General features: G+C 58.8%; 21 protein-coding genes and 2 pseudogenes. 14 read left to right on the top strand and 9 right to left on the bottom strand.

From position 1 onward, the window contains the following. Positions 1 to 324 precede the first annotated feature (324 nt). On the top strand, positions 325 to 990 hold the full coding sequence (locus RT131_RS17430; RefSeq protein ID WP_313174030.1) for a hypothetical protein: 666 nt from the start codon (positions 325 to 327) through the stop codon (positions 988 to 990). 155 nt (positions 991 to 1,145) lie between these two features. Here RT131_RS17430 and RT131_RS17425 read toward each other — a convergent pair whose 3' ends face one another. Beyond that, positions 1,146 to 1,325 carry a hypothetical protein gene (locus RT131_RS17425; RefSeq protein ID WP_313174029.1) on the bottom strand — a complete coding sequence of 60 codons (180 nt, stop codon included), beginning with the start codon at positions 1,323 to 1,325 and terminating at the stop codon, positions 1,146 to 1,148. 202 nt (positions 1,326 to 1,527) lie between these two features. On the opposite strand from RT131_RS17425, the gene RT131_RS17420 reads away from it, so the two are divergent. Then, positions 1,528 to 1,809, top strand: a complete 282-nt coding sequence (locus RT131_RS17420; protein ID WP_313174028.1) for a DUF3247 family protein — start codon at positions 1,528 to 1,530, stop codon at positions 1,807 to 1,809. 187 nt (positions 1,810 to 1,996) lie between these two features. Here the strand turns inward: RT131_RS17420 and RT131_RS17415 are convergent, their stop codons facing one another. After that, on the bottom strand, positions 1,997 to 2,284 hold the full coding sequence (locus RT131_RS17415; protein ID WP_313174027.1) for a hypothetical protein: 288 nt from the start codon (positions 2,282 to 2,284) through the stop codon (positions 1,997 to 1,999). Positions 2,285 to 2,291: 7 nt separating this feature from the next. Continuing rightward, the gene (locus RT131_RS17410) at positions 2,292 to 2,552 is read right to left on the bottom strand and encodes a hypothetical protein (protein ID WP_313174026.1); all 261 of its coding nucleotides are present in this window, start codon (positions 2,550 to 2,552) and stop codon (positions 2,292 to 2,294) included. 982 nt (positions 2,553 to 3,534) lie between these two features. On the opposite strand from RT131_RS17410, the pseudogene ligD reads away from it, so the two are divergent. From ligD to RT131_RS17385, 5 genes and pseudogenes are all read left to right on the top strand, one after another. Further along, a pseudogene (gene ligD, locus RT131_RS17405) lies at positions 3,535 to 5,874 on the top strand (DNA ligase D). 102 nt (positions 5,875 to 5,976) lie between these two features. Next, entirely contained in the window at positions 5,977 to 6,168 is a 192-nt protein-coding gene (locus tag RT131_RS17400) for a hypothetical protein (RefSeq protein ID WP_313174025.1), read from the top strand. A gap of 214 nt (positions 6,169 to 6,382) precedes the next feature. Then, a complete protein-coding gene (gene cls, locus RT131_RS17395) occupies positions 6,383 to 7,648 on the top strand; it encodes a cardiolipin synthase (RefSeq protein WP_313174024.1) in 1,266 nt (421 codons plus the stop codon). A 347-nt stretch (positions 7,649 to 7,995) separates the two neighbouring features. Continuing rightward, positions 7,996 to 9,051, top strand: coding sequence for an SDR family oxidoreductase (locus RT131_RS17390; RefSeq protein WP_313174023.1), 1,056 nt, complete (start codon positions 7,996 to 7,998; stop codon positions 9,049 to 9,051). 110 nt (positions 9,052 to 9,161) lie between these two features. Beyond that, the gene (locus tag RT131_RS17385; RefSeq protein ID WP_313174022.1) at positions 9,162 to 9,686 is read left to right on the top strand and encodes a nuclear transport factor 2 family protein; all 525 of its coding nucleotides are present in this window, start codon (positions 9,162 to 9,164) and stop codon (positions 9,684 to 9,686) included. Between the two features lie 590 nt (positions 9,687 to 10,276). Here the strand turns inward: RT131_RS17385 and RT131_RS17380 are convergent. Both RT131_RS17380 and RT131_RS17375 read right to left on the bottom strand, forming a co-directional pair. Continuing rightward, positions 10,277 to 10,549, bottom strand: coding sequence for a hypothetical protein (locus RT131_RS17380; protein ID WP_313174021.1), 273 nt, complete (start codon positions 10,547 to 10,549; stop codon positions 10,277 to 10,279). Between the two features lie 526 nt (positions 10,550 to 11,075). Beyond that, on the bottom strand, positions 11,076 to 11,681 hold the full coding sequence (locus tag RT131_RS17375) for an isochorismatase family cysteine hydrolase (RefSeq protein ID WP_313174020.1): 606 nt from the start codon (positions 11,679 to 11,681) through the stop codon (positions 11,076 to 11,078). A gap of 252 nt (positions 11,682 to 11,933) precedes the next feature. Between RT131_RS17375 and RT131_RS17370 the strand changes: the two genes are divergently transcribed. Beyond that, positions 11,934 to 12,287, top strand: coding sequence for a BON domain-containing protein (locus tag RT131_RS17370; protein ID WP_313174019.1), 354 nt, complete (start codon positions 11,934 to 11,936; stop codon positions 12,285 to 12,287). 987 nt (positions 12,288 to 13,274) lie between these two features. Here RT131_RS17370 and RT131_RS17365 read toward each other — a convergent pair. Continuing rightward, the gene (locus RT131_RS17365) at positions 13,275 to 14,438 is read right to left on the bottom strand and encodes a zinc-dependent alcohol dehydrogenase (protein ID WP_313174018.1); all 1,164 of its coding nucleotides are present in this window, start codon (positions 14,436 to 14,438) and stop codon (positions 13,275 to 13,277) included. 136 nt (positions 14,439 to 14,574) lie between these two features. On the opposite strand from RT131_RS17365, the gene RT131_RS17360 reads away from it, so the two are divergent. Both RT131_RS17360 and RT131_RS17355 read left to right on the top strand, forming a co-directional pair. Continuing rightward, positions 14,575 to 16,956: a catalase gene (locus RT131_RS17360; RefSeq protein ID WP_313174017.1), complete on the top strand. Its 2,382-nt coding sequence runs from the start codon at positions 14,575 to 14,577 to the stop codon at positions 16,954 to 16,956. Positions 16,957 to 17,093: 137 nt separating this feature from the next. Then, positions 17,094 to 17,282, top strand: a complete 189-nt coding sequence (locus tag RT131_RS17355) for a hypothetical protein (RefSeq protein ID WP_313174016.1) — start codon at positions 17,094 to 17,096, stop codon at positions 17,280 to 17,282. A gap of 69 nt (positions 17,283 to 17,351) precedes the next feature. Here the strand turns inward: RT131_RS17355 and RT131_RS17350 are convergent, their stop codons facing one another. The 3 genes from RT131_RS17350 to RT131_RS17340 form a co-directional block, all read right to left on the bottom strand. After that, positions 17,352 to 17,531, bottom strand: coding sequence for a hypothetical protein (locus RT131_RS17350; RefSeq protein ID WP_313174015.1), 180 nt, complete (start codon positions 17,529 to 17,531; stop codon positions 17,352 to 17,354). Between the two features lie 36 nt (positions 17,532 to 17,567). Next, complete coding sequence (locus RT131_RS17345) at positions 17,568 to 18,260, bottom strand: DUF4142 domain-containing protein (RefSeq protein ID WP_313174014.1); 693 nt, start codon at positions 18,258 to 18,260, stop codon at positions 17,568 to 17,570. Positions 18,261 to 18,480: 220 nt separating this feature from the next. Next, positions 18,481 to 18,771, bottom strand: a complete 291-nt coding sequence (locus RT131_RS17340) for a hypothetical protein (protein ID WP_313174013.1) — start codon at positions 18,769 to 18,771, stop codon at positions 18,481 to 18,483. 289 nt (positions 18,772 to 19,060) lie between these two features. Between RT131_RS17340 and RT131_RS17335 the strand changes: the two genes are divergently transcribed. From RT131_RS17335 to RT131_RS17320, 4 genes and pseudogenes are all read left to right on the top strand, one after another. After that, positions 19,061 to 19,600, top strand: coding sequence for a hypothetical protein (locus RT131_RS17335; RefSeq protein WP_313174012.1), 540 nt, complete (start codon positions 19,061 to 19,063; stop codon positions 19,598 to 19,600). Then, a complete protein-coding gene (locus RT131_RS17330) occupies positions 19,590 to 20,183 on the top strand; it encodes a PAS domain-containing protein (protein WP_313174011.1) in 594 nt (197 codons plus the stop codon). The genes RT131_RS17335 and RT131_RS17330 overlap by 11 nt, the downstream gene beginning before the upstream one ends. Positions 20,184 to 20,198: 15 nt before the next feature. Continuing rightward, positions 20,199 to 20,348 (top strand): annotated as a pseudogene (locus RT131_RS17325) (PAS domain-containing protein); the annotation flags it as partial. A 42-nt stretch (positions 20,349 to 20,390) separates the two neighbouring features. Beyond that, complete coding sequence (locus tag RT131_RS17320) at positions 20,391 to 20,999, top strand: sensor histidine kinase (RefSeq protein WP_313174032.1); 609 nt, start codon at positions 20,391 to 20,393, stop codon at positions 20,997 to 20,999. Positions 21,000 to 21,058: the final 59 nt, after the last annotated feature.

The raw sequence follows: 21,058 nt of genomic DNA, 5'->3' as shown, positions 1-21,058 counted from the left end.
ACCTTGCACAGCAGATTGATAGCGAGGGCTTCAGATACAGGTTCAATGGATCTGAGTTGCCTTGGTCATTGATCGTCGGTTGATTCTGGCGGGCCCCGGGAGGGGGCCGCTCTTCCTGTTGAGACTGTCACCGCTACAACAGGGCAGGGACCCGCACCTCTCACGCATGATGGGGCTGGATTTCCTTTCTTGACTGCGCGACGGCACCGCAAGGACGCGCCGCCGAATCCTGCAGCCTCGTAGCCCATGCTTGATGATTGCGTGCAGGAATAGCGTGTGGTTCCAGTCCACGCAGGGCCGCTGGTGGTCGCGTTGCATTCACACATGATCACGCTTCGCTATCGCTGCCGCCCTTACAAAAGCACGCTCATCCTCAGGAGAACCATCATGGCCAGAAAAACAGACAGCGCACAGGTCACCGAGTTGCTGTTACAGGCACTGGAGACGGAGCGCGGCGGTCAGAAAATCTATGCAGCCGCCCTGCGCGCGGTGCAGAACGACGATCTGCGTGGAGAATGGGAGGGCTATCTCGAAGAGACACGCGGGCACGAAGAGATACTCACCCGCGTTTTCGAGCAACTCGGCCTCGATACCGAGACGGACAGCCCGGGCCGACAGGTGGTGGCCCATCATGGTAAATCGCTGGTAGCGGCCATCCAGATGGCAATCAAGAACGACACCCCGACCGCTGCGGAACTGGTTGCGGCCGAGTGTGTCGTACTGGCCGAAACCAAGGATCACCAGAACTGGGAGTTGATCGGCAAGGTTGCCGAACAGGGTGGGCCGTCAGCGAAAATACTCAAGCAGGCATATGACGCCGTTGAAAAACAGGAAGACCACCACCTGTATCACACAACAGGTTGGGCCAGGGAACTTTGGCTGCAGAGTCTCGGAATCCCTGCGGTCTTGCCTCCGCCGGAGGAACAGAAGGACGTGGAGACGGCGATCGGTGCCGCGCGCGCCGAGAAAGCACGCAAGGACTATCTCTGAGCCAAGCTTCAGGGGATGAGGTAGATGAATCCCGGCGTTCCCCGGTGGAGCTTCTGCCTGAATAGCTGATGGTGTGGCAGCCCGTTGCCATGCCGGGCCCCCGGGACCATGAGCCACGCTGGCGTGGGCCGAAATTCCGGCCCACGCCAGGTTCATCAGTCCGGAGCTTTAGCAGGAACGAAGGGAGACACCGGGTCGCTGGCCGGGAACGTCTCTTCCAGCGCTTCATCATGATTTGAACTCTCATGTTCTTTGCGCTTGCGACGCTCATGGCTTGATTCAGGGCAGTCACGCTCCTCGGAAGGCTCTGGCGGGTCCTTGCGGTCTCGTATCATTTTGATGGCTCCTGACGTTGAAAGGTGCCTGCAATGACACTGCGTTGCTGGCAACACGGAATCTGATCCAAGTGCCGCTAGCAACGCGTGGAGAACTGGCAGGGCGTTGTGAAGAGAACGCTCATTGACCGCAACCGGCCTTTATTCAGGGTTAGCACCTGCGCGGGTAGGGTTGCAGCAAGGTCGAAGAGAGGACAAGGCGATGGCGCGCACGGCACCGCGGGTTCATACCGCACAAGCAGACATAGAACAGCTAAAAGCCCTGCAGTTGCTGCTGGATGCGGAGTTGGTGGTCGAGCTCCACATGAAGGATGGAAGCGTGTTGAGGGGAACGGTGACGGAACGACCCGCTGTGCAGCAGTTTCGCGACCCCGTTGAACAGGAAGGAACGAACGGCCAAGTTCCGCTTGACGTGCCCGGTGAAGGCGAAAAGTTGCTTTGGCTGGATGAGATTGAGTACGTGACGCGCTTGGGAAGCAACTGATCATTGGCAGGCATCGGCGTAGCGCGCTGGCCGAAAACGCCACGCTTGATCTCAACCAAGCTGTCCGTTGGACCGACAATACTGAACTCGAGCGTACGCATGGAGTCTGCTGGGAGCGTTTGGCGAGGCTTTCGCGCCTCACTGCCTGAATAGTGCGCCGAAGCTTGGGCCTGACAGATGGGAGCCATCACTGCTCGGGAGAGCTGGCGCGCCTGCGTTTGCTGCGTGAGACCCATTGGCCCGCCAGCGCGGTAAGCAACAGACAGCTGTTGGTGACAACGAATATCACGTTCCCTACCAGGGCCGAGTAAATAACAAACAGCGTCGAAGCCGCCGCCTGGCCAACGAACAGCCAGGTAGAGATTGTCTCTGGGTGTTCGGCATTGGCCTGTTTGACGATCTGCCTGATCAAGGTGGCCAGCAGGATCACCGAGGCTGCCCAACCAACGCTTTCCGTCAGCAGCTCTTTGTCCATGATCCGTTTAGACAAAGAGCGCCGTTTCGGTGACGCCGAGCTGCACTGCAAGCCTGGCCAACTCATTGGCAGCGGCAGCCCCGTCTCCTTGCTGCGAGACGGTATCCAGTATGTCGCGATAGGCCTCCCAGAATTCAGGCCCGCTTCCATGCTGTTTGTACGATGCATCCAGACGCATCCACTGCTCGGTTGAAAGTACCTGCGCGCCGAGTCCCATGATCAAACTGCCTGGATGATCGATGCCAATGCTGCGCCGAATACGAAACACAACAGTGCCGTTCTTCGCGGAAGGTTCCGTGCAGCGATCATGGTGCTGGCTCCGTTGGGGTTTAGCAGCATGCTGCCAAGCGCGGAGTTAAGCGATCGTCCCCGACTGCCCCCGTTTTGCGAAGGCTTCTTCACACCTCGCGGCCGCCCCAAAGACGTGGCGAAGACTAACGCTGGAACTTCAGCACAGGCAGTTGACCCATTCCATCTCCCCTGGCGTCGGCGGGTCACGTCGTCCTCAAGGTACACGTAGACGCGGTTGCGCGCGTCTGCGGCCCGATACTGCAGATCTGACCATTCGCGATACGCGATGATCGTTGTGCAGGTCAGGCCGAACAACAGGCCTGCAACCGCCCACGCGGCGGCGGAAAACTAATGTCAAGACTGGGCAAGGCATGCGCGGGTTCTTGTTCTGGCTGGATGAAGTTCACTTGTCCGTCCGGCTCCTGCGCGATGTTGTGCCATGAGGAACATGCGGCTTGCCGTTTCCCGGCCGGCTGCAGAAAAAGTCAAACCAACGCGAAAGCCACTGTGACGAAACGCCCGGCCCGTCCGGGCCGAGTATGGATATCGGCACAGGTCCGGTCATCTTGATCGAGCGACGGAGACACGTGCGACGAAGGCGGTGGCATGAGGTCCGGGAACAAGGCAACGCAACTTGGCTGAAAGGCAGTCATCGTGCAGATACCTGATTTCACACCGCCATAGCCACTCCTAGACTCGACGCTGACATTGAAGGCGTAGATTGACCATCAAAGCATCCATCCAACCTGGATCGGAGACCGTCTGGAGCGCTCCGTGAGCGATGACAAAGACCTCTTTGCCCCATCAGCTGGTGGCAGACCCGCCCCAATCAAGTTGGTGGGGTCGAGTCGGGGCGTAGCACCCCGGATCCAGGCTGGAAATAGCTCTGTCGATTTGTGGAGGTACCGAGACCCGGTACTGCTGCAGTGCAGCGTTGCCGGCGCGAAGTGGGCGTCAAGATGAGCTTGATCGACTACCGTCGCAAACGCCGCTTCGAACATACGCGTGAACCTGAACCGGGCAAGTCGTTGCCAAAGGGACGACGTGCAATCTTCGTCGTGCAGCTGCACCACGCGAGTCGACGTCATTACGACTTCCGCCTGCAGGTTGGGGACACGCTGAAGAGCTGGGCGGTGCCCAAGGGGCCCAGCTACGATCCCTCGGTGAAAAGAATGGCGGTCGAGGTGGAAGACCATCCCGTCGCCTATGCAGATTTCGAGGGGGAAATCGCCAAGGGCCAGTATGGCGGCGGGCATGTGGCGCAGTTTGACCATGGCATCTGGGCAACCGAAGGCGACCCAGAGACGCAGTTGGCCAAGGGACATCTGCGGTTTGAACTGTTTGGCAACAAGTTGAAAGGCGGCTGGCACCTTGTGCGCTCGGGCAAGCCTGCGCGTCAACCGCAATGGTTGTTGTTCAAGGATCGTGACGCGTTTGCCGGTGATCTGGAAGCCGACGACCTGCTGGCCGATGTGACACCGGCGCCGGAAAGCGACAAACAACGCGCCGGCCGCGGCAAGACCGAAAAGAAGCGGATGGTGACTGTGCCAGTGAAGTCGGGTCGGCGCAAGGATTGGTCGAAACGTGCATTGTCCTTGGAGGGCGCTCGCAAGGGCAGGGTGCCGACAGGACCTTTCCAACCGCAACTGGCAAAGCTGGGCCAGACTCCGCCCAAGGGGGAGCTGTGGCTGCACGAGCTCAAGTGGGATGGTTATCGCATCCTGGTCACTGTGGCAGACGGCACGGTACGTCTTTGGTCACGCAATGCCCTGGAATGGACAGCTCGACTGCCCGAGATCCGTGAGGCACTGGAAGGACTGCGGCTTGATTCGGCATCACTGGATGGCGAGGTCATCGCAGGACGGGGGTCACAAGAGGATTTCAACCTGCTGCAGGCGACCCTCTCAGGAGAGCGGCAAGGCCGGCTGACCCTGATGCTATTTGATCTACTGCACCTGCAAGGCGTAGATGTCGCCAACGTGCCGCTGATCAAACGCAAAGAACTTTTGCAGGATCTGCTGAAGGGCGCATCGCCGCTTCTTGCGTTCAGCGCGCATGTGGACACGGATGGCGAGACGGCGTTCCGGGTGGCGTCAGAACACCACTATGAAGGGGTGATATCCAAGCGTTTGGATCAGCCCTATCACCCAGGTCGCAGCGACGATTGGCGCAAGACCAAGCAACTTGCATCGGATGAGTTCGCCGTGGTGGGTTTCACCGCGCCGAAGGGAGCGCGCACTGGTTTTGGCTCCCTGCTGTTGGCCAGCCCGGATGCCAGTCACGGCTGGCGTTATGCCGGCAGAGTAGGCACCGGGTTCGACGATGCGCTGCTGAAGCAACTGATGCGCAGACTCCGTGGTGGTGGCAGCAAACCGACTGTCCATATCGGGACCACCGAAACCGACCTGCGCACGGCCAAGTGGTTTGTCCCGCGCTTCGTGGTCGAGGTGTTCTACCGCGGAAGGGGAGGCCAGACCTTGCTGCGGCAACCTTCGTTGAAGGCCCTGCGGCTGGACAAGAACGTGAACGATCTCCTCGACAGTGATCGAATGCCCATGACGCGACAGAAAACCACTGGAGCCAAGCGCAGCAAACCTGCGACGAAGGCTGCGAAAGCCATGCTGCCAACGCTGACCAGCCCCACCAAGCGACTGTTTCCAGCCGACAACATCAGCAAGCAGGACGTCTGGGACTACTATCTGGCAATTGCCGATCATCTGCTGCCGGAAATCGTAGGGCGCCCGTTGTCGGTGATCCGCTGCCCGGCAGGCATTGAACGCCAGTGCTTCTTCCAGAAACACATGACTGCCGGCATCGAGCGTGTATCCACCGTCAAGCTCAAGGAAGAGTCGGGATCACAGGCCGACTATCTGGTAGTCGAGGATCTTGCCGGCTTGATGGAGCTGGTCCAGTTAAACGCGTTGGAGTTCCACCCCTGGGGAGCGAAGGCCGACACACCGGATATCGCCGACAGAGTGGTGTTCGACCTAGATCCGGGGCCCGATGTGCCATTCGCTGAAGTCAAACGCGCTGCCGCGGACATACGAAAGCTGTTGCTTGGCATTGAACTGGAATCCTTTCTGCGCGTATCCGGTGGCAAAGGCCTGCATGTGGTGGTCCCGCTCGCACCGGTTCCTAGCCACCGCCACCAAGAGCCGCCGAAATCGTCGCATCTTCATCGACTACCTGCGCAACGGACGAGGTGCAACCGCGGTCGCGTCCCCTTCCTGCGTCGCTTCAGCTTCGCAGGGACGGATTCGCTGAAACAGAACCTGTCGCGCTGGGCCAATGACACGTAGTCGCAGATCCCTGAGCGAAGTCGTTGACGTTCCCTATCTGTCGCAAAGCGAACGCAGCCGCTGCACACGAAGGCGCAGCATCATCCAATCGAGGAAATCACGATGACGAACAACAAGCCCGCCGCCGTACCGAAAGAGGAAGAGACGCGCGCCGACGGAACCCCGGATACCGACGCAGCACGCGAGCAGGACATGAAGGAGCAGACCGACCAGAACAAACAGGAGGAGAAGCTGCGACAGTCCAACCAGATCGACAAGGGGCCATCGGCATGCAATCCGAGTGGGCGCCGATAGTCGTGCCTGCAATCTTGATAGGTGGGTTCGCGGCTGTGGGGCAGTGCGTCGTCGATGAAACACCCGGAACCGGAAGCTTTGCTCCGGCGTGGCCACATGCACCGAGGTAGTCCAGACTCGGCCGGCTTCACGGAAGGCTGACCTGGCCTGCGTTTAGCTTGTTCAGTTCTCAAGTGGGCTGTTCCTCATGGTCACGCATTGGAGTCGCAAACGAATGCTCTGGACGATCCTGGTCACCACCCTGGTCACGCTGCTGGCAACCGTGGTGGCGATGAATTTCAAGACATCGGACAAGAAGCTCGAGCGCAGGATCGAACACCTCTATGCAGCGGATACATCGCAGTTCCGCAGGGAGATGGCGGTACTGCTTGGGCCCGGAATGGTGCCAGGCAACCGCGTGACCGGATTGCAGAACGGTGATGCGATATTCCCCGCCATGCTGGAGGCCATCCATTCGGCCAAAAAGACGATCACTTTCGAAACCTACATCTACTGGTCGGGGCAGATTGGCCAGGAATTTGCAGACGCGCTTGCTGAGCGTGCCCGGGCAGGGGTGCAGGTGAAGGTGATGGTGGACTGGATGGGCAGTCTGAAGATGGAGCGCAGCCTGATTGACCAGATCCGGAACGCCGGCGCGGAGGTGCATCAATACCGTCCACTCAAGTGGTACAACCTGGGCCGCCTCAACAATCGCACGCACCGAAAGCTGTTGGTCATCGATGGCCGTGTAGGGTTTACCGGTGGAGTAGGGGTGGCTGACCAATGGAGCGGGCATGCCCAGGACAGCGAGCACTGGCGCGACATGCATTTCAAGATCGAGGGCCCGGTTGTGGCCCAGGTACAGGCAGCCTTCAACGACAACTGGATAAAGACCACCGGTGAGGTACTCAATGGCGTGGAGTACTTCCCGCAAATTGCGCCTGTTGGCGAGATGGATGCTCACATGTTCGTGGCATCACCGTCTGGTGGTAGCGAAAGCATGCATCTGATGTACCTGATGGCCATCGCGGCAGCCGAACGCAGTATCGACCTGCAAGCCGCGTATTTCGTGCCCGACGAGCTCATCATCAAGGCGCTTGTCAATGCACGGCAGCGTGGGGTCCGGGTTCGCGTTACGGTGCCCGGTAAGCACATCGACTCCGAAACGGTTCGCTTGGCCTCCAAAGCTCATTGGGGCGAGTTGTTGCTGGCTGGCGTTGAGATCTACGAATACCAGCCAACGATGATGCACAACAAGTTGCTGATCGTGGACGGGATAATGAGCTCCGTGGGTTCCACGAACTTCGACGTACGAAGCTTTCGGCTCAACGATGAAGCCAGCCTCAATGTCTACGATGCAGCATTCGCCGCGCAGATGACCGAGGTGTTCGAGGCGGACCTGCAGCCGACGATCAAATACACCCATGCGATGTGGGAGCAGCGGCCTTTGAAGGAGAAGATGATCGAGAAGTTCATTCTTCCGATCAAATCGCAGCTGTGATGAGTGAACTGCTGCGATTTCTCTTCACATTGCATGACTGCAGGCTAACGTTGACGGACGCAAGGTGGGTGCCGCGACATCCCCATCGCGCCGTTACATGAGGTGAGTTGTGAGCACCCCCACGCCAACCGATCCGAATGCGCCTCGTGAGCCGGGAACTCCTGATCCGATGCGGGATCCTAGGAATCCTGATCGCCCGAATCCTGAGCTGCCGGGCAACGACAATCCCGACTTGCCACCCGTTGATCCAGAGAGAGGACCTCCAATCCCGGATCATCCAGACAAAGACAGCGCAAGTTGAACACGATTCCGAAGCGCTTGCCAACTGATGCCTAGAAGGTCGAACAATGTCTGAATCCAAGAAGTCTGCTGCCAAATCACCTACCGCAACAACGTCCAGAACGCCTACCCAAAGGCAGGCTACGAAGCGTGGCGAGGATGGAGACGCCCAGCGGACGGCGACGAGGCAGCGCAATCTTCAGAGTCTGGCAAAAAAGCTCGATGCCGTCGCCGGCAAGCCAGAAAAGCCTGCGCCGGTCCAGGCAGGAACGCGCAAGCAACCAGCTCGTATGCCCGCCCAGAGCATCCGCAAGCCAGGTGCCGAAAGCGAGCTTGATCTGGCCCCACGCTACATGGCGCCCGACTATGAGGGCAGCGGCAAGTTGCGGGGTCTGCGGGCGATCATCACCGGTGCTGACTCGGGCATAGGGAGAGCAGTAGCGGTTCTTTTTGCGCGAGAGGGCGCCGATGTCGCCGTCTTGTATCTCAGCGAGCATGACGATGCGAAGCTCACCTGCAGCAAGGTAGAGAAGGAGGGCACGCGAAGCCTTGCGATCAGCGGTGACGTGCGTGATCCTTCCTTCTGCAACAAGGCAGTGAAGAAAGTCGTCAAGACGTTCGGTGGCGTTGACATCCTCGTCAACAATGCCGCGTTCCAGCTGCATTGCCATCGCCTGGAAGATCTCCTGGATGAACATCTGCAGGAAACGCTGCAGACCAACATCGCCGGCTACATCCAGATGGCGCGGGCGGTGCTGCCGTACCTGGAGGAAGGTGGCAGCATCATCAATACCGGCTCGGAAACCGGTATCTTCGGCAGCCCATCGCTGATCGACTACTCCACGACAAAGGGTGCGATCCATGCCTTCACGAAGGCGCTGGCGACTCAGCTTCTGCCGCGCGGAATCCGTGTGAACTGCGTTGCGCCAGGCCCGGTGTGGACGCCACTCAACCCCGCGGACAAGGCAGCGGATGATGTTGCTCAATTCGGCGCTGACAGTGACATGAAGCGACCCGCCCAGCCTGAGGAGCTGTCACCGGCATACGTGTTCCTGGCCTCTCCGATCACCGCGAGTTATATCAATGGCATCGTTCTGCCCGTAATGGGCGGGCCGCATGGCTGAACCATGCAGTTGCAGCTTGTCGATGATATCGATTCCGCTGGGAAATCTGAGCCAACGCAGCTGCACTGCGTGGCCCAGCCCTTCGCGCACAACCGGGAGCACCGACGCTCATGCAGATTCAGCAGTACGAAGAGCAGCTTCGAGTTGCCATGCTGCAAAGCGATGTAGCTGCACTGGACGAACTGATTGACGATGATCTGCTGTTCGTCGGACCTGGAGGCGGAATCCACACGAAGGAAGATGATCTCCAGCTGCATCGTTCGGGTGCGCCGCGGATGTCCCAAGCCGACTGGTTGGCTGTCGAGGTGCGCAATCATGGTGCGGCCTGCATCACTGTCCTGACTGCGCAGCTTTCTGGCACATTCCCGGCCGAACTCTTCTCAGGGATGTTCCGCTATTTCCGCACGTGGGCTGAACGTGAGGGCGCCTGGCGTGTGGAACCGGGAAGCGTGTCGGTGATTGCTGCAGAAGACCTTCAACACGTGACCCCTGATGGTCCATATCCTGTGTTGGTCAAGGATGATTCTCGGTGCAGCGCACACGTGGATTCGCCCGGAATCGAATATTTAAGTATGGCGGATCGCCCTGCCGCCATTTCAGCAACGGAGAGGGATCGTCCGCATGCATTGCTATAGTTCCCCAGGGAGGCGTGTGAAGCCTGTCGTTGCACTCTGTCACAGCAGTATTCGGCCCGCTTGATGTCCAATAGCGTCAATGTTTGACGCTTGGAGTGCGGCATGTTGCACGAACTATGGAGGGCCCCTTACGTCGATCTCGATCACTATCTGGGGCGCTGGTACGAGATCTTCAGAAAGCCATCGGGGCCGGATGACAGTAGACTGAGGGATGTGTCTGTGGAGTACAGTCAGGGCAGCGACGGTCGGCTTGATCTGGTCAGCAGCCTTGCTGAGGGACCGTCTGGCAGTCATACGTTTCGCGGAACAGCGGAGATCCTTGATGGCGCCAACTCGCGTTGGGAAATCTCCTACCCAAACATGCCGCACGGGTTTCCATTTCTGGTCGGTGACGTCTACATAATCAAGGTAGACGTCGACTACAGAACAGCGATGATTGGGGGCCCAAATCGGCGTGGATTGGCGCTGCTGCATAGAGCCCCCGTTTTGGATTCAGCAGAGATTGCCCAGTCGCTGAGAATCGCTGTAGCCCAGGGGTTTGACACATCCGACCTGGTTTGGCCGATCCACTCCGGCCGTTAGGGTTCTCGCTAGTCTGCCCAAACTTTATGCGTCATAGACTCTGGGTTGGCGCTGGTGCTCACGCTCCAACTACGTGCGATCTGGTCAGTAATGTGTTCCAGCGTTTCACAGCTCAGTACGCCGACGCAATGCCAGACCAGCCAAATTGGCGCTGCGGCAACCTGCCGCTTCAACGAGAGAACGTCATGACCAATCAGCGCGACCAGAACCAGAACCAAAACCAACAACAGAATTTTGGGCAGCAGAGTCCAGGCAATAATCAGAAACAGCCGGGACAGCATGATCAAGATCAGCAGAAGAAGAAGGCACCCGGTCAAGGTAACGATGAGGAGGAATAAGTTGCCTCAGTCTGTGCTAGTGCTTGAGCCCGGCCGGTATCGCCGGGCTCTTTATTACGAGCGCAACGCGAAACTGGTGGAGCGATACATCTATGAAATACAAGCAGTGGGTTCCGAAGCGAATCTCATTTCCCGTGAAAGAATACAACTACCCAGATGTCTGGGGCTCAACAGCTCCTTCACCTCTATCCTCGGAGAGAACATTGCCGTTCGCTCCACGTGCCTGCCGATGTCTGGTCAATTGACAGCGTGGAGAACGCGTGAAGCGAACAGGCTGCATCGCGACGCTAATTTCCGCGTCTTGCCGCACTATCTGTTTCCCAGCTTGCACGCTCATGTGGTCAGACGGGCACCTCCTTGTGACTGGCCACATGAGGTGCCGGTTGGACCAACCTTGATTCTGCTTTGCAAAGAGCAGTAACGGAGAAGAAAGCGGGATCTGTCGCGGCGGTATCAGCACTATTTCTGCCTAACTGCTTCGCTGCTTCGTCGGGAACAACCCCTCCACAGCGCGTGTGCCACGGGTATCCACGGCAAGCGACGCACGGATCAGCGCCAATCCCTTCTCCTTGCGGTCGCGGCTGATCGCTCCCACTGCGTCATTGGGCACCCAAAGATCGAACTCGCGCATGTTCGCATCCAGTGCTGTAGCAAAGATGCACGAATCCAATGAAATGCCGGTCAGCACCAAGCGGCGCACGCCAAGTTTGGTCAGCAGCACGCTCAATGGCGTGCACAGGAAGGCCGAGTGCTTTGGTTTGAGGACATAGTAGTGGCTTTCCCCCGGCGCCAGCGCCAGGGCGATCTTCGCCGAAGAGCCGCCAGCCAGGTTGCACTGCGCCAGCAGGTCGCGGAACTCCCCCTGCCAGTGCGCGAAGTTATCGTTGATGTAGATCACCGGTTCGGCGGCGGCGTCAAACCGGCGTCGCAGGCGGGCAATGGCCGGCACGCAGGCGAATGCCGATTTGGCCAAGGCCACGCCACCGTCGAAATCGAAGAGATTCATCATATCGATGATCAGAAGCGCGGCTTTGTCATCGTCCGCACTGCGGGTTCGTTGCTTGCGTCGTTTCATCTTTCAAGTATCTCCCATCGTCGTCATCACGCCGTCAATCTCCACCACGTTTTTTTTTCTTGTGAGCGGGGTTGGCACCAGCTCCGACGGAGGAGGGCAGCGGGCCATCCATGATCAACGCTGCATACATCAATGTCGTAAGCGGATGAGGGTATGCAGAGGCTGAGATGCGAGGCGTTAACCGTCGCAGAGAGAAGCTTACCCACGAGCAAACCTGCTCCGGTCGAGGATAAGCCAATGCGCAGAGCAAACATGAGCGGATTCGCAATGATGCTGGTGATACCCATGTGCTTCACCGCCGCTGCGGCGAGCGCGGAGAACCCACCAACCGCACGCGACAAAGCACAGGTTGAACACGCAACCCCTACCGATTCACAGCAGCCGGGCAGTGACACGTGGATAACTACCAAGGTGAAAGCCGACCTACTGAGTACCAGCAATGTGCCGGGAATGGAGATCAAGGTTGAAACCGTCAATGGGGTAGTGATGCTGAGCGGCATGGTCAGCAGTTCAGCGGAAAAAGAGCGCGCGGTCGCGACGACCCGCGGTATTGAAGGGGTAAAGCGGGTCGATGCAAGTGGACTTACCGTGTCGGCCCGCAAGTAAGCGGAAAGAAAGCCTGTCTACGCAAGACAACAGCACGGACACCTTGGTTTTCCGCGGCGCCCAAGAAAAATCCCCTCGGTGAGGGGCTTTTCTTCTCAGCCGACTGTGAGAGCCCAAGGTATCTCAGAGCCAGTGAATTTGTAACGAAAGCCATCGCGATCGACCTGTCGAGCGAGGTTGCCATCAGCGTCAACGAGCACGTTGATCTGGATTGCCTGGGCCTCTCGATGACCCCGAGAGCCGATAATGCTGGATGCTGTCTCCATTGAATCAAAAGTAACTGGACGTCGCTCTTGTCCAGGACCTTCCAAGTAGAGCTTCAGACCTTTCACGTTGGGATTCTCCTATGGATCCCCGTTGCCCCCGCACTTCCGTTCTAGGCGTTCTGTCGTTACGAGAATGTTTGATATTCCCGAGACCCTCTACGTGGATGCGGTCTAAATGTGATCGAGTTGGCGTTAAGACATCCGTTTGCGGGTGATCACCACTGCGCTGCGGCGAACACAAACATTGAACGCGCTGGCCGCGGCTCGCCAGACACCCGGGTCAATTCGTATACCAAGCGATCTGCGGCTTGTTGGTGTCACTTTTTCTGTGAGCGTACTGCTCCTTGAGTTTCTCTTAACATTGCCATCGCTATAAAAGCCGGCGCTGGGGCAGGGGAACACAAACGGGAGACTTCGAAGTGCAGGGCATCAAACTCTATCTTGGAGGGCCAGGTCAGGAACGGCGTTCGGTCAGAGTCATCTCGACAGAGCACAGAAGCCTGAGGGTGGTTAGAGAGATTCCAGTCCGCTGAGCGGCTACCAGCGTCGACGTGGACGTCGAGATGAGCACGCTGGTGGATGAGGAAGGAAACATAGCCCGGCAGATTGACCGAGAAGGCTTCAGGTACCGGTTTGAAGGCTCTGAGATGAAGTGGTCACTGGTGGTGGGCTGAAACAAAAGGGCCCCTTGATATGGGGCCCAGCTTCCGTGGGAACTCCATCAAGGAGTGAGCACGACTTTGCGGCAGTTGTCCTGGCGCTCGTTGAACAACTCATAGCCGCGTGCAGCATCTGCAAGCTTCAACCGATGAGAAATGATCACTTCTGGATTCAGTCGATCATTGCCTATCGCCTCAAGGAGTTCTGGCATCAAGCCCTGCACATGGGTTTGGCCCATCTTGAAGGTAAGTCCTTTGTCGAAAGCATCGCCAATCAGGAACCCGTGGATGAAACCGGCGTAGACCCCCGGGACGCTGACTGTTCCCCCGCGGCGGGTTGCGGCGATGCATTGACGCAGCACCTTCCCGCTCGAGCCTTCCAGCTTCAACGTGGTGAGCACGGTTTCGGTTGTGCTGCCTTTGGCTTCAAAACCCACTGCGTCAATGCTGGCGTCCACACCGCGTCCATGGGTTGCCTCAATGATGACCGCGGCTGGGTCATCGTCGTAATCGAAGTTGATTGGAAGAACACCGTACATATCGCGCGCGAACTCCAAACGATAGGGGTTGTGGTCAACCATGTAGATGGTTTCCGCACCCAGCATCCGTGCGCAGGCCGCGGCCATGCAGCCGACGGGGCCGGCCCCAAAGATCGCCAGCGTCGAGCCTGGCTTGATACCTGCGTTCAGAACGGCCTGGTAGCCAGTCGGCAGAATATCGGAGAGAAACAGCACCTGCTCATCGCTCAACACATCAGGTATCACCAGCGGGCCGACGTTGGCTTTCGGCACGCGCACCAGCTCCGCCTGTCCGCCGGCTATGCCACCGTACATATGGCTGTAACCGAACAAGGCTGCAGGTGGCCTCAGCTCTTTTCTGTTGATCGTCGCGCCGGGACCGCTATTGGTCGTTTCGCATGCCGCGTACTCATTCAGCAGGCAATGAAAACACTGGCCGCACGCAATGACGAAGGGCACCACCACCCTGTCGCCCGGCTTCACTTTCTGAACCTGGGGGCCGACGTCCTCGACAATTCCCATGAATTCGTGCCCGAGGATATCGCCATCCTTCATCCCGGGGATCTTGCCGCGGAAAATGTGCAGATCTGACCCGCAGATGGCGGTGGCGGTGACACGCAGAATGATGTCGTCAGACGCCACTATCTCGGGGTCCGGCACCGTATCCACGCTTACCTTGTTCGCGCCCTGATAAGTGAGTGCTTTCATGATCATCTCGATTGCCGTGTGTAAACGGAAACTGCGCTTGGTCCAGTCAATCCGTCGTGAGTGGAATTGCCATCCGGCTCACATGTGTTTCACCACAGATGGCTATGTTTGAGTGCCGTCCAGATGAGTTGCTCTCATGGCCAGCCAAAAAAAACCATCGTTGCAAAATGCTCCTGAAAAATCCGCCGCGCGCTCGGACAGTGGCCCAAGGGGGGAGCACTCCCGCACGCCGGTGCGCGACATTGATGGGGTGCCTGCGCAGATAAATGAGTGGTCAGCCGCGCGTGGACACAATGCACAGAAGGTTGCTGAACATGGGCGCAGACGCGCGACGTCGCCACCTGAGGGAGAGCACTTTGCAGCGCCGTCGACCCTTGCCGGCGCGAGCACTGTCAGCGAAGCGAACACAAATGAGAAAACCGGGCTTGCCGCAGCGCCGGGGCAGGATTCTGGCAGCAGCCCGCTGTCGCGGGTACGCAACGATGCAATGGATCAACAGCTCACCACGAACCAGGGGGTGCCGATCTCCGACAACCAGAATAGCCTCAAGGCTGGAGAACGCGGACCAGCGCTGCTGAAGGACTTCATCCTTCGTGAGAAGATCACCCACTTCGACCACGAGCGCATTCCCGAACGTATCGTGCACGCGCGCGGCTCTGGTGCGCACGGCTACTTTGAAGCTTATGAGGACCTGTCTTCGCTGACCCGCGCTGCACCCTTTCAGGTGGCGGGAAAGCAGACGCCTGTGTTCGTACGCTTCTCAACCGTAGCCGGCGAGCGCGGTTCCAAGGACACGGCGCGCGATGTCCGAGGGTTCGCCGTCAAGTTCTACACCGAAGATGGAAATTGGGACCTGGTGGGGAACAACATGCCGGTGTTCTTCATCCAGGACGCAATCAAGTTTCCCGATCTTGTACACGCGGTGAAGCCCGAGCCACACCACGCGATGCCGCAAGCAGCATCCGCCCACGATACGTACTGGGACTTCGTATCGCTCATGCCGGAATCAACGCATATGCTGATGTGGCAGATGTCGGATCGAGCCATTCCGCGCAGCTACCGGATGATGCAGGGCTTCGGTGTCCATACTTTCAGGCTGGTGAATGCGCGCGGCAAGTCCGTTTTCTGTAAGTTCCATTGGACACCAAAGCTTGGAACCCATTCGTTGGTCTGGGATGAAGCGGTGAAGATCTCGGGTGCAGACCCGGACTTCCATCGCCGCGACCTGTGGGAGGCAATCGAAGCTGGCGAGTATCCGGAATACGAACTGGGTGTTCAGGTCTTCACCGAAGAAGAAGCGGACGGCTTCAGCTTCGACGTACTGGACGCCACTAAGATCGTGCCGGAGGAGTTGGTGCCCGTGCGGCCGATCGGACGCATGGTGCTGGACCGAAACCCGGACAATTTCTTCGCAGAAACCGAGCAGGTCGCGTTCTGTACAGCGCATGTCATTCCGGGCATAGATTTCAGCAACGATCCGCTGCTGGCCGGACGCATTCATTCGTATGTGGATACGCAGATAAGCAGGTTGGGCGGTCCAAACTTCCATGAGATTCCCGTCAATGCGCCCCTGGTACCGGTGCACAACAACCAGCGGGATGGCATGCACCGCCAGGCAGTGCATCGCGGCAGGGTGTCCTACGAACCGAACTCGCTGGCCGGGGGCTGCCCATTCCAGGCCGGAACCGCAGGTTTTGTGTCTTTCGCTGAGCCGACTGCAGGCGACGAGGTCCGCGCCAAACCTGAGAAGTTCGCTGAGCACTTCGCCCAGGCCACGCTGTTCTATGAAAGCCAAACCGAGGCGGAGCAACGCCATATTGCCGAGGCATTCCGCTTCGAGTTGAGCAAGGTCACGGTCCCGGCGGTTCGCGAACGCGTAGTCTCCATGCTGCGAAACGCATCCGAGACGCTGGCAAAGCAGGTGGCGAAGGGGCTGGGTATGCGGCTCCCGGCACGCATGCCGCGTGCATTCAAAGGCAAGGTGCAAGCCGAGGTAGTCAACTCTCCGGCGTTGTCGTTACTGGCAAGGCCGGGTGAGCGCGGCGTCCGCACGCGCCGCATTGCAATCCTGGTGGCCGATGGAAGCCGGCAGGCCGACATCACGGCGTTGGCTGGAGCACTTGTCGCGCAGGGCGCCATGGTGCGTCTGGTGGGGCCGCATCTTGGGCTGCTGGACAGTGAGGAGGGTGGTGTGATCGATGCCGATGCGTCGCTTGAAAACGAACCTGGGGTGTTGTTCGATGCACTGGTCGTTGTGTCCGGAGCCGATGCGGTGAATGCGCTAGCGCGAGACGTGCGGGCCTTGGAACATGTGCGCGACGCCTATCGGCATGGCAAACCGTTGCTTTTCATTGGTGGTGCCAGGGCCGTGCTGGATGCCGCAGGACTTGTGTTGCTAGATCACGATCCCCTGTTGCTCTTGGCCGATGCGGCAGACGATGCAGTGATTACGGCCTTTGTCTCGGCCATTGCAGCGCACCGCAATCCGGCCCGCGAGCCCTCTTTGGTTACGCCATGAGCCGAATGGAAAGCCGCCATCATCTGTCCTGTGAATCTGATGCGCACTTTCCTCACACGTGTGCGCTTCCTCCATATGCAACAGGCGGGACCATGGAGCGGTACGCGGCATCCCGCTTGCGGCGATGGAGAAACGTCATGGGCCAGAACCCACGCGAGAACGAACAGAACCGTACCGATCAGAACCAGAATGATCAGAACCGGAACAACCAGAACCGCGATGATCAGAACCAGAACGAGCAAAACCGCAACGATCAGAATCAGGATCAGAAGCGCAACGAACAAAACCAGAACGAGCAGAATCGAGATCAGGAACAGAAGCGCTGATTGACGACAAAACAAAAGAAGGCCCCGCATCGCGGGGCCTTCCTTTTTAAGACTTCAAGCCTGGACGAGTCAGCCTTGCTTCTTCCTGGGCGGCGGCGGACGTTCGTAGTCCTCGGGCTTGGCGGTGTGTTCCGCATCAGGGATGTCGCGGTCTTTCCACAGCGCCTTGTCGTTACGCAGTTTGTCAGGCGTGTGGGCCTTGTCTTGGTCGCTCGCATTGCCGGTTGGATTGAACGGAAGCTTGGCCATCTCGTTGCTCCTTCGGAAGTATCAGGTCAAACCCTCTCAGGGTGAGGGAGCTGGTGCCCGGCCGTCATCGGTCGAGGTCACGCTTCCGTCCTTTTTCAATGCGCGCGCCAGAGCAAGATGTCGCGCCACATGCTCTCGTGTCTGCTGTAGATGTGCCTTGGCCTGCGGGCCGGCAGCGCTGGGGATCAGCTTCTCGTCCAGCATTGCCAATGCTTCGGCATGTCCGTCGATCATCGCGTCCTCGTATGCTTTTCGATAGGCATCCCCGTTGTTGGCAGCCATTTGCTGCAGCTGGGCCTGGCCCTTGGCTGCCTGATCCTTCGCTTCGGCGCTGTTCGCGTCAGGATTCAATGCGTTGGTCTGCTCCTTGTTGCGGGTGTGTTCGTCTATCATCAGCTGCGCATAGTCCGCCACGTCGCCGGTAACTTTTTTCTCCTGCGCCTGTCGGCCAGCGGCGATCTCGTGATCATTGATGGCATTCAATACGCCAAGCGCAGAACGCTCATCGGCACTTTGGTTGCGCATTTCGCCCGCGGCGCCGGAATCGCCCGGCGCCACGATGCCAGCCGGAGATTCGGTCCGCGGCGTTGTGGGGTCCGGTGACACAACACCGGGAGTCGTTGCCGCTGCAGTGTCGGAGTCGGCTGGAACACCTGGTTCATCCCGGCAGCCGGCCAGCGATAGGGCGCTCGCCAAGGCGAGCGCAGTCATCAGGATACGGTTGTTCATTGGTAGCTCCTTTGCTTGAGTGCCAGCGCGGAGGCGTTGGTGCACACGCAATGGATTGGTACGGCATTCAACCCATGACGTGTCGCCATCTTTTCGCAGGTAATGTTGCGTATCGGTAGATCCGCGTGAGCAGTTGATGACCCGTCATATCTTTGCGCTGTCTCATACCGATGCGCTGCATCCGGGGGCAGACGCTCACGGTGCGTATGTCGCGCCGAGCTCAAGGAGTGCCGTCGGAGGCGGGTTCTTCTTTCGCCGCTGCAAGGGAAATCAGAAGGCGCGACCGTAGCTTCGCCCAGTTGGCGCCCCACCGCATGCCTGCGTTGGCGGAGCCTACCGCAACGATCGGCTGTTCTCGCTCTGGATCCTGCAAGAACACATGCACGATCCAGCCTCGGTTCCGCTTGCATATCTCAAGTACTTTGACCGAGTTCAAGCACAGAAATTTTCTTTCCGGCTCTTCCACCCAACGAAACTGCGGCGGAAGCCGGCTCGGCAAGGCCCTGCTCATGTAGACCTCCATGCCATCACTCCGACCGTCCCGTACGCCTGCGCAGCCCGCGGGCGTCTGCGATGGAGCGATTCTCTCGCCCAGGTTGTTTCGATCTTCACCTTGCAACGCTCGTCGTGACGCGCGCTTGCGCGAGATTTGTTGCGAAGAGTGGCAGTTGCTGATTGTCGGAGTGGGGGATGCCTTCGTAGTGAGGGAAGGAACTCCATTAACGACGTTAGGGACAGAAAGAACGTAGCAGGAGTGTTCTTCACTGGACTTGAGCAGACCCTAGGCCAGCAGGCGTTACGTGCTCGTCAGCTCCACTGCCAAGGCGTTGATTCCTGCCACACATTGCACTGGAAACAATAGCTCCGCTGTGGACCATGAGCAGACTAAGGCTGCTTTCACGCGGGGGGAACGTCTGCCAGTTGATAGTCGGTTCAGATTCAAAGAGCATATCGTCATGCGCAGTTATCTCGCCGGGCGGCGGATTCTGGTGGTGGAAGATGAGTACCTCTTGGGTGATTGCCTGCGTGAGCTGCTCGAATGCGAAGGGGCACAGGTACTGGGGCCGGTCGGCAACCTTGAGGACGCGGACGCTCTGCTGGACAGCTGTGCGCTGCCCGATGCCGCCATCCTGGATATCAATCTAGGCGGGCAGAAAGTCTACCCACTGGCTGATCGCCTGAGCAAAGGGCATGTGCCATTGATGTTCGCTTCCGGCTACGACCGGGAGTTGGTGCCGCCGCGCTACGCCGACAGCCTGCAATGCACCAAACCGTTTGGCGTGGAGCAGGTGAGGGCAATGCTGACGGCACTTCTGGACACTGATGGCAATGTCCATTGACGTCGAAAGCGGCGATGCAAGTGCTGGCCTTCCACCGGTTGTATCGGCCGACCTTGCTGGCTGGGTATGGCAGATAGAGGATGATTCCATCATCTGGGCGGATCGTCGGTTCAACATCTGCGGCTATCGTCCCAGCGTCATTGCACCGACAATGCAGGCTTTAATTGCCCGCGTTCATGAACTGGACCATGAAGCGCTGCGGACCGTGCTGCTGCGAGCCGACGACGAGTACGACGAATTCAGCTGTCGGTTCCGCTATTGGTTGCCAGACGGCCAGCAGCGCTGCCTGCTCCTGAAGCGTTTTTTCCATTCGCAGCCCGCTAATGAACCGCAGCGGGTTGTCGGCACCATTCACGACATCACGGATCACATCGACACAAGCCGCGCCCTGCAGGAAAGCACTGCACGTTTCGCCCAGTTCAGCAATGCATCCTCCGATGTGCTGTGGATCCGTAACGCCGAGACGGTGGATCTGGAGTACCTGAGCCATGCTTTTGAACGTCTCTATGGGTTCGAATGCGGTGCAATGCTTGCCAATCCAACGCTGGAAAGCTGGACCAACCTCATTCTTCCCGAAGACTGACACAAAGTTCACGACGCGCTTGAACGTGTGTGTGCAGGTCAGCGGATGGTGATCGAGTACCGCATTCGCAGGGGGGACGGTGCAGTGCGCTGGATGCGAAATACCAAGTTTCCGCTGCTTGATCCAGAAGGTCATGTGGTGCGCATCGGTGGTATCGGTCATGACTGCACCGAAGAGATAGAGGCCGCCGGACGTGCCCAGGTGCTGATGGCCGAGCTGCAACACCGCACCCGTAACCTGATGGCGTTCATTCGCGCCGTGGCTGATCGCACGCTCAGAGAGTGTGGGACGCTGGACGAGTTCCGTCAGTCTTACGGCAATCGGATAGAAGCTATCGCGCGTGTTCAGTCGCTGCTTTCCGGCCTTGACGATGGTGGCAAGGTCGCCTTTGACAGACTCCTCCACCAGGAATTGCAGGCACACGGCGCCCAGCGCGGTTCCGTGGTACTGGAAGGGCCTACGGGGGTGGGGCTGCGCTCGGCCACGCTGCAGACGTTCGCTTTGGCGCTTCACGAATTGGCAACCAATGCCGCCAAGTACGGTGCGCTGGGTTCGGATGCTGGCAAACTCACGGTGCGGTGGCACGTGCACCGCTGGGAAGATGGTACGCCCGCGTTGAAGATGACCTGGACCGAAGAGTTCTACGACGAGGTCGAGTTGCTTGCCGAACGCGAGGGCAGTTATGGGCGAGAGCTCATCGAACGGGCGCTGCCTTATCAGCTCAAGGCGAGAACATCCTACCAGCTGACCAGAAAAGGCGTCGAATGCGTGGTGGAAGTGCCGTTGCCAAAACCTGGGATGCTGCAGCCTGGATGAATCCACTGCTGGTGTTTGCGGTCCGGGTCTCGTGCCCGCAATGCATCCGCGCGCGCCAG

This window comes from Stenotrophomonas sp., from assembly GCF_032066555.1.
GTDB lineage: Bacteria > Pseudomonadota > Gammaproteobacteria > Xanthomonadales > Xanthomonadaceae > Stenotrophomonas.
Note: the sequence above shows the minus strand (reverse complement) of the source record. Positions and strands in the feature narration are given on the sequence as shown.